This window comes from Pseudomonas mandelii, from assembly GCF_002251635.1.
Classification (GTDB): domain Bacteria; phylum Pseudomonadota; class Gammaproteobacteria; order Pseudomonadales; family Pseudomonadaceae; genus Aquipseudomonas; species Aquipseudomonas mandelii_B.
The window spans coordinates 1-7520 of sequence record NZ_NMOJ01000119.1 but is presented as its reverse complement, the minus strand read 5'-3'; the positions used below and the strand labels follow the sequence as shown (position 1 = coordinate 7520).

Genomic DNA, 7520 nt, shown 5'->3' with positions numbered 1-7520 from the left:
GTGTTATTCGACGGCTTTGACCATGTCTTCGATGACCTTTTTGGCATCACCGAAGACCATCATGGTTTTGTCCAGGTAGAACAACTCGTTGTCCAGGCCCGCATAGCCGCTGGCCATCGAGCGTTTGTTGACGATAATGGTCTTGGCCTTGAACGCTTCCAGGATCGGCATGCCGGCGATCGGTGAGTTTGGATCGTTCTTGGCGGCCGGGTTGACCACGTCGTTCGCACCCAGCACCAGCACCACGTCGGCCTGGCCGAACTCGGAGTTGATGTCTTCCATCTCGAACACCTGGTCGTAAGGCACTTCCGCCTCGGCCAGCAGCACGTTCATATGCCCAGGCATACGGCCCGCTACCGGGTGGATCGCGTACTTCACGGTCACGCCACGATGAGTCAGCTTTTCGGTCAGCTCTTTGAGCGCATGTTGCGCGCGGGCAACTGCCAGGCCATAGCCTGGAACAATGATCACGGTGTCGGCGTTGGTCAGCAGGAAGGTCGCGTCGTCCGCCGAGCCGGATTTCACCGGGCGTGCTTCTTTCGAGCCTGCCACTGCGCCGGCATCCGCCGTGTTGCCGAAACCGCCGAGCAGTACATTAAAGAAGGAGCGGTTCATCGCCTTGCACATGATGTACGACAGGATCGCGCCGCTGGAGCCCACCAGGGAGCCGGCGATGATCAGCATCGAGTTGTTCAGCGAGAAGCCGATGCCTGCTGCTGCCCAGCCGGAGTAGCTGTTAAGCATCGAGACGACAACCGGCATGTCGGCGCCACCGATCGGGATGATGATCAGCACGCCGAGCACGAACGCCAGGGCCAGCATCAATGCGAAGGCACTGAGGTTGCCGGTGAACATGAACGCCAGGCCGAGACCAAGGGTAGCCAGGCCAAGCACCAGGTTCAGCTTGTGCTGGCCGCCGAACTGTACCGGTGCGCCCTGGAACAGACGGAACTTGTACTTGCCCGACAGTTTGCCGAACGCGATCACCGAACCGGAGAAGGTGATAGCACCGATGGCCGCACCGAGGAACAGCTCCAAACGGTTACCGGCCGGAATCGAGTCGCCCAAATGTTTGACGATGCCCAGGGATTGCGGCTCGACCACGGCGGCGATGGCGATAAACACCGCTGCCAGGCCGATCATGCTGTGCATGAAGGCTACCAGCTCTGGCATCTTGGTCATTTCTACGCGCTTGGCCATGATCGAACCGGCGGTGCCGCCGACCAGCAGGCCGACGATGACGTAGCCAATACCGGCCGTGGCGAGTTCTGCGCCCAGTTTATAGATGAGGCCCACGGTGGTGAGTACCGCCAGCGCCATGCCGAGCATGCCAAACAGGTTGCCACGTCGCGACGTAGTTGGGTGTGACAGGCCTTTAAGGGCCTGGATAAAGCAGATCGACGCGATCAAGTAGAGCGTCGTGACTAGATTCATGCTCATTACTTGGGCGCCTCTTCTTTTACTTTCGGGGCTTTCTTCTTGAACATCTCAAGCATCCTGCGGGTGACCAGGAAGCCGCCGAACACGTTAACCGCCGCGAGCGCCACGGCCAGGGTGCCCATGGTCTTGCCCAGCGGCGTCACGGTGAGTGCGGCGGCGAGCATGGCGCCGACGATCACGATTGCGGAAATCGCGTTGGTCACCGCCATCAGCGGCGTGTGAAGCGCGGGGGTCACGTTCCAAACCACGTGGTAGCCGACATAAATCGCCAGCACAAAGATGATCAGGTTGTAGATACCGGGGGAGATAAGCTCTTCCATCGTCTGAATCCCTGCTTAGGCGTTTTTGCGGATGACTTGGCCGTCGCGGCACATCAGGCACGCGGCGACGATGTCGTCTTCGAGGTTGATTTCAAACTGCCCTTCCTTGGTGAAGACCAGCTTCAGGAAGTCCAGCAGGTTGCGCGCATATAGAGCAGAAGCATCGGCGGCTACGGCGCCGGCCAGGTTGGTCGGGCCGCAGATGGTCACGCCGTTCTCGACCACGACCTGGTCGGCCACGGTGAGCGGGCAGTTGCCGCCCTGGGCTGCGGCGAGGTCGATGACCACCGAGCCTGGCTTCATTTGCGCGACGGTCTCGGCGCTGAGCAGGGTGGGTGCCTTGCGACCTGGGATCAATGCGGTGGTGATGACGATGTCGGCTTGCTTGGCGCGTTCGTGTACGGCCAGGGCCTGGCGTTGCATCCAGCTCGACGGCATCGGGCGAGCATATCCGCCGACACCGACGGCGCATTCGCGCTCTTCATCGGTTTCATAGGGTACGTCGACGAACTTGGCGCCGAGGGATTCGATTTGCTCTTTTACTGCGGGGCGTACGTCAGACGCTTCGATCACTGCGCCCAGACGTTTCGCCGTGGCGATGGCCTGAAGGCCCGCAACACCNGCCCCGAGNATCAGCACGCGTGCCGCTTTCACGGTGCCTGCTGCGGTCATCAGCATCGGCATGAAGCGCGGGTAGTGGTGGGCTGCCAGCAGGACCGCTTTATAGCCGGCGATGTTGGCTTGAGACGACAGCACGTCCAGGCTTTGAGCGCGGGAGGTGCGCGGAGCCGCTTCCAGCGCGAACGCGGTAATGCCGCACTCGGCCAGCTTGGCAATGGTTTCATTGCTGAACGGGTTGAGCATGCCGACCACAACGGTGCCGCTTCTAATCAGCGTCAGCTCGCTGTCGCTGGGGGCGACTACCTTGAGAATCAGCTCGGCACCAAACGCATCGTTGGCGCTGCCAATGNTTGCGCCTGCCGTTTCATAGGCACTGTCGACGATGCTGGCGTTGAGGCCTGCTCCGCTTTGAACAGTGACCTTATGGCCCTGGCCGATCAGCTTCTTGATGGTTTCCGGGGTGGCAGCCACCCGCGTTTCACCGGTCTGGGTTTCGAGAGGAACACCAATGTGCACGTCAAATCTCCTGCGTGATCTTATTGAGTAAACCCAGGCACTTCGGATGGTGCGGCTGGGGCGGCCGATCAGCACGATCCCGCCAAATCTGGGCGGGGCGCGGCATTTTGCAGGCGAACTTTACGGCCTTCAAGGGATTATGACGGGTGACGGAAAATTAACTACAAGTCACCCCGTGACCGAATGTCGCAACCAACCGCCTAGATCCCTTGCAGGGCGTGCCTTGTAAGGATTCTGGCCGAATTTCAAGAATTTACACATCGGCACGGTGAATGAGGCGTCATTGCTGGTGAATAGAGGCTCAAAGCCACGTCGGCAGGGACTTGTGGGACGTTTGTACTGCTCGTCGGTACAGTCTGCCAATATGCGACAAAAACGTACATCTGTAGGGCTTTGATTTTGCTGACTACGGGGTCAGCTAACAGCGGTAAGCCTTTACCCTTCTAGGCTGTAGCTTTGGGCCTGGGTGACCAGCCAATCGCGAAATGCCCTTAGAGACGCCGATTCGACCTTTCGCTCCGGAATCATCAGGTAATAAGCCTTGATGCTCGACAGCGCCTGGGTGTTGGCTATCACGAGGCGCTTCTCCGCCAGTTCGCGCTGAATCAGGAATGGCGGAATCAGCGCGATCCCCATGTCGTGCATCGCCGCTTGGGCAAGCATGGAGAATAGCTCGTAGCGCGGTCCTGTCATGTCGCGCGGCACATTAAGGTGCTGAGAGTTGAACCACTGGCGCCAGGCATAAGGGCGCGTGGTCTGTTGCAGCAGGGGCATTTCGGCGATTTCATCGGCTGTCAGATTGGCTTTTTTGCCCAGTAGCGTAGGGCTGCATACCGGCATCGGATTTTCGCCCATCAACCTGTGGGATTCGGTACCCGACCAATCCGCATCACCAAAGTAAATCGCGGCATCGAAATCGGTGTCGGCAAACAGGAAGGGGCGCGTGCGGTTGGTGAGGTTGACCGTCACTTCCGGGTGCTGACGTTGAAAGTCCTTGAGGCGAGGAATCAGCCATTGGGTGCCAAAGGTTGGAACCACGGCCAGTTCGATCACATTGGCGCCCTGTTGTCCCATCACGGACAAGGTGTCCCGCTCAACCGCGTCAAGCTGGGTGGCTACGCGGCGGCTGTAGGAAAGTCCGGCTTCCGTCAGCTTCACTCCGCGCCGCGAGCGTCGGAAAAGTTCTACGCTGAGGAACTCCTCAAGGCTGGCGATCTGTCTGCAAATAGCGCCTTGAGTGAGCGAAAGTTCCTGCGCCGCCTTGGTAAAGCTCTCGTGGCGCGCTGCCGCTTCAAAGCTGATCAGGGCGGTGGTGCTAGGGATTTTCCGACGCATGTACTCCAACCTCACTAATACATCGCATAAAGGCTATTTCGCGACGTTACGGAGTGAGAAATTAGCACAACAGTATGCAAAATCCTCGTTTGCCGTAATGCCGGGCCAGGCCTAGGATCAGTCCACGTTATTTGACCCGATTCGAGAGGACACACTCATGGGCGGTAAAGCTAGCTTCAACTGGATCGATCCACTGCTGCTGGATCAACAGCTCACCGAAGAGGAGCGCATGNTGCGCGACACCGCNGAGCAATTCGCNCAGGACAAGCTCGCACCGCGCGTTCTCGAAGCTTTCCGCCATGAGAAGACTGATCCAGCGATCTTCCGTGAAATGGGCGAAGTCGGCCTGTTGGGCGCGACCATCCCTGAGCAGTACGGCGGCAGCGGCCTCAATTATGTCAGCTACGGTCTGATCGCTCGTGAGGTCGAGCGTGTCGACTCCGGCTATCGATCGATGATGAGTGTGCAATCCTCGCTGGTCATGGTGCCTATCAATGAGTTCGGTACCGAGGCGCAAAAGCAGAAGTACCTGCCGAAGTTGGCTTCTGGCGAATGGATTGGCTGCTTTGGTCTGACGGAGCCTAACCACGGTTCCGACCCAGGCGCGATGATTACACGTGCACGCAAGGTGGACGGCGGCTACAGCCTGACCGGCGCCAAGATGTGGATCACCAATAGCCCGATCGCTGATGTGTTCGTGGTCTGGGGTAAGGATGATGCGGGCGACATCCGTGGCTTCGTCCTGGAGAAAGGCTGGAAAGGCCTGAGTGCTCCGGCGATCCACGGCAAGGTTGGCTTGCGTGCATCGATCACCGGCGAGATCGTCATGGACAACGTGTTTGTCCCTGAAGAGAACATTTTTCCTGACGTCCGTGGTTTGAAAGGCCCTTTTACTTGCCTCAACTCCGCGCGCTATGGCATCTCCTGGGGGGCGCTGGGTGCNGCCGAGTTCTGCTGGCACACCGCTCGCCAGTACACCTTGGATCGTCATCAATTTGGTCGTCCGCTGGCGGCGACCCAGTTGATCCAGAAGAAACTTGCCGACATGCAGACCGAGATCACTCTGGCCTTGCAAGGCTGCCTGCGTCTGGGGCGTATGAAGGATGAAGGTACGGCGGCGGTTGAGATTACCTCGATCATGAAGCGCAACTCCTGCGGCAAGTCCCTGGATATCGCGCGTATGGCGCGGGATATGTTGGGTGGCAACGGCATCTCTGATGAGTTCGGTGTCGCTCGCCATCTGGTCAACCTGGAAGTGGTGAATACCTATGAAGGTACGCATGACGTCCACGCACTGATCCTCGGTCGCGCGCAGACCGGCATCCAGGCGTTCTATTAATAGGAGAACGTCCATGGGCGCGCTTTCGCATCTACGGGTACTGGATTTATCGCGGGTGCTGGCCGGGCCTTGGGCCGGGCAGATCCTTGCGGACCTTGGCGCCGAAGTGATCAAGGTCGAGCGCCCGGGCAATGGCGACGATACGCGCGCCTGGGGACCGCCNTTCCTTAAGGACGCCTATGGCGAGAACACCACTGAGGCCGCCTATTACTTGTCGGCCAATCGCAACAAGCAATCGGTGACCATCGACTTCACGCGTCCAGAGGGGCAAAAGCTGGTGCGTGAGCTGGCAGCCAAGTCGGACATCCTGATCGAAAACTTCAAGGTCGGTGGCCTGGCGGCNTATGGGTTGGACTATGAGTCGCTCAAAGCCATCAATCCGAATCTGATTTATTGCTCGATTACCGGGTTTGGCCAAACCGGGCCTTACGCCAAGCGTGCGGGTTATGACTTCATGATCCAGGGCCTGGGTGGGCTGATGAGTCTGACCGGTCGACCTGAGGGGGATGAGGGCGCAGGGCCGGTGAAAGTCGGTGTGGCGCTGACAGACATCCTGACCGGACTCTATTCGACTGTTGCGATCCTTGCCGCGTTGGCCCATAGGGATCATGACGGTGGCGGTCAGCATATCGATATGGCGTTGCTGGATGTTCAGGTTGCGTGTCTGGCCAACCAGGCGATGAACTATCTGACTACGGGTAATGCGCCTAAGCGCCTGGGTAATGCTCATCCGAACATCGTGCCTTATCAGGATTTTCCTACGGCAGATGGCGACTTCATCCTCACCGTGGGTAATGACGGGCAGTTCCGCAAGTTTGCGGAGGTGGCTGGGCAGCCTCAGTGGGCGGATGACCCACGCTTCGCGACCAACAAGCTGCGGGTGGCGAATCGTGCGGTGTTGATCCCGCTGATCCGTCAGGCGACCGTCTTCAAGACCACGGCTGAGTGGGTACTGCAACTGGAGCAGGCGGGTGTGCCATGCGGACCTATTAATGACTTGGCTCAGATGTTTGCTGATCCTCAGGTCAAGGCGCGTGGTTTGGCGATCGAGCTACCCCATGTGCTGGCAGGGATGGTGCCGCAGGTAGCGAGCCCTATTCGCCTGTCGGAAACGCCGGTGGAGTATCGTAATGCGCCTCCGTTATTGGGCGAGCACACGCTGGAGGTTTTGCAGCGAGTGTTGGGTCTGGACGCAGATACGGTTTCCGCTTTCAGAGAGGCGGGGGTGCTCTGAAGATTCCTTCTATATAAAAGGGAGGGGGTTGCTCTCCTATATATAGAGAGAATCGGCCTGGTTTCCGGCTTTCTGCAACTTATTGATAGAAAAGCCAAATTAGGGGTTGACGGCAGATTCTGGAAGTCTATAATTCGCCCCACTTCCGGCGCAGTCGAAACGGAAAACTCCTTGGTAAACAAAGAGTTACGCGGTTTTCGGCAGCGAGTTGCTTCGGGTCATCGAAGCCCAGAAGGAGTTGATCAGGCAGGGTTGTTTGGCTTGATTGACGGTTCGATCTTCTCGGTCGAAAGCGGAGAAAAAGAGGTGTTGACAGCAGCGAGTAACGCTGTAGAATTCGCCTCCCGCTAACGAGAGATCGGAAGCGCAAGTGGTTGAAGTTGCAAAGGAANCTTTGAAAACTTCTGAAAATAATCACTTGACAGCAAATGAGGCTGCTGTAGAATGCGCGCCTCGGTTGAGACGAAAGATCTTAACCAACCGCTCTTTAACAACTGAATCAAGCAATTCGTGTGGGTGCTTGTGGAGTCAGACTGATAGTCAGCAAGATTATCAGCATCACAAGTTACTCCGCGAGAAATCAAAGATGTAACCAACGATTGCTGAGCCAAGTTTAGGGTTTCTTAAAAACCCAAAGATGTTTGAACTGAAGAGTTTGATCATGGCTCAGATTGAACGCTGGCGGCAGGCCTAACACATGCAAGTCGAGCGGTAG

6 protein-coding genes and 1 rRNA gene are annotated in these 7520 nt (G+C 57.9%); 3 read left to right on the top strand and 4 right to left on the bottom strand.

Annotated features, from left to right (window positions below; genetic code table 11):
• Positions 1–3: 3 nt before the first annotated feature.
• The 4 genes from B7L09_RS16660 to B7L09_RS16645 form a co-directional block, all read right to left on the bottom strand.
• Entirely contained in the window at positions 4–1440 is a 1437-nt protein-coding gene (locus B7L09_RS16660; protein ID WP_064450076.1) for an NAD(P)(+) transhydrogenase (Re/Si-specific) subunit beta, read from the bottom strand.
• Positions 1440–1760 (bottom strand): NAD(P) transhydrogenase subunit alpha part 2, encoded by a 321-nt coding sequence (locus B7L09_RS16655; protein ID WP_003187417.1) that lies wholly within the window; start codon positions 1758–1760, stop codon positions 1440–1442. The genes B7L09_RS16660 and B7L09_RS16655 overlap by 1 nt, the downstream gene beginning before the upstream one ends.
• 15 nt (positions 1761–1775) lie before the next feature.
• Positions 1776–2897, bottom strand: a complete 1122-nt coding sequence (locus B7L09_RS16650; RefSeq protein ID WP_094469757.1) for a Re/Si-specific NAD(P)(+) transhydrogenase subunit alpha — start codon at positions 2895–2897, stop codon at positions 1776–1778.
• Between the two features lie 435 nt (positions 2898–3332).
• Positions 3333–4232 (bottom strand): LysR family transcriptional regulator, encoded by a 900-nt coding sequence (locus B7L09_RS16645; RefSeq protein ID WP_094469756.1) that lies wholly within the window; start codon positions 4230–4232, stop codon positions 3333–3335.
• A gap of 157 nt (positions 4233–4389) precedes the next feature.
• On the opposite strand from B7L09_RS16645, the gene B7L09_RS16640 reads away from it, so the two are divergent.
• From B7L09_RS16640 to B7L09_RS32150, 3 genes are all read left to right on the top strand, one after another.
• Positions 4390–5571 carry an acyl-CoA dehydrogenase gene (locus tag B7L09_RS16640; protein ID WP_094469755.1) on the top strand — a complete coding sequence of 394 codons (1182 nt, stop codon included), beginning with the start codon at positions 4390–4392 and terminating at the stop codon, positions 5569–5571.
• 13 nt (positions 5572–5584) lie between these two features.
• Positions 5585–6805, top strand: coding sequence for a CaiB/BaiF CoA transferase family protein (locus B7L09_RS16635; protein WP_094469754.1), 1221 nt, complete (start codon positions 5585–5587; stop codon positions 6803–6805).
• A 643-nt stretch (positions 6806–7448) separates the two neighbouring features.
• Positions 7449–7520: ribosomal RNA gene (locus B7L09_RS32150) — 16S ribosomal RNA — on the top strand; the annotation flags it as partial.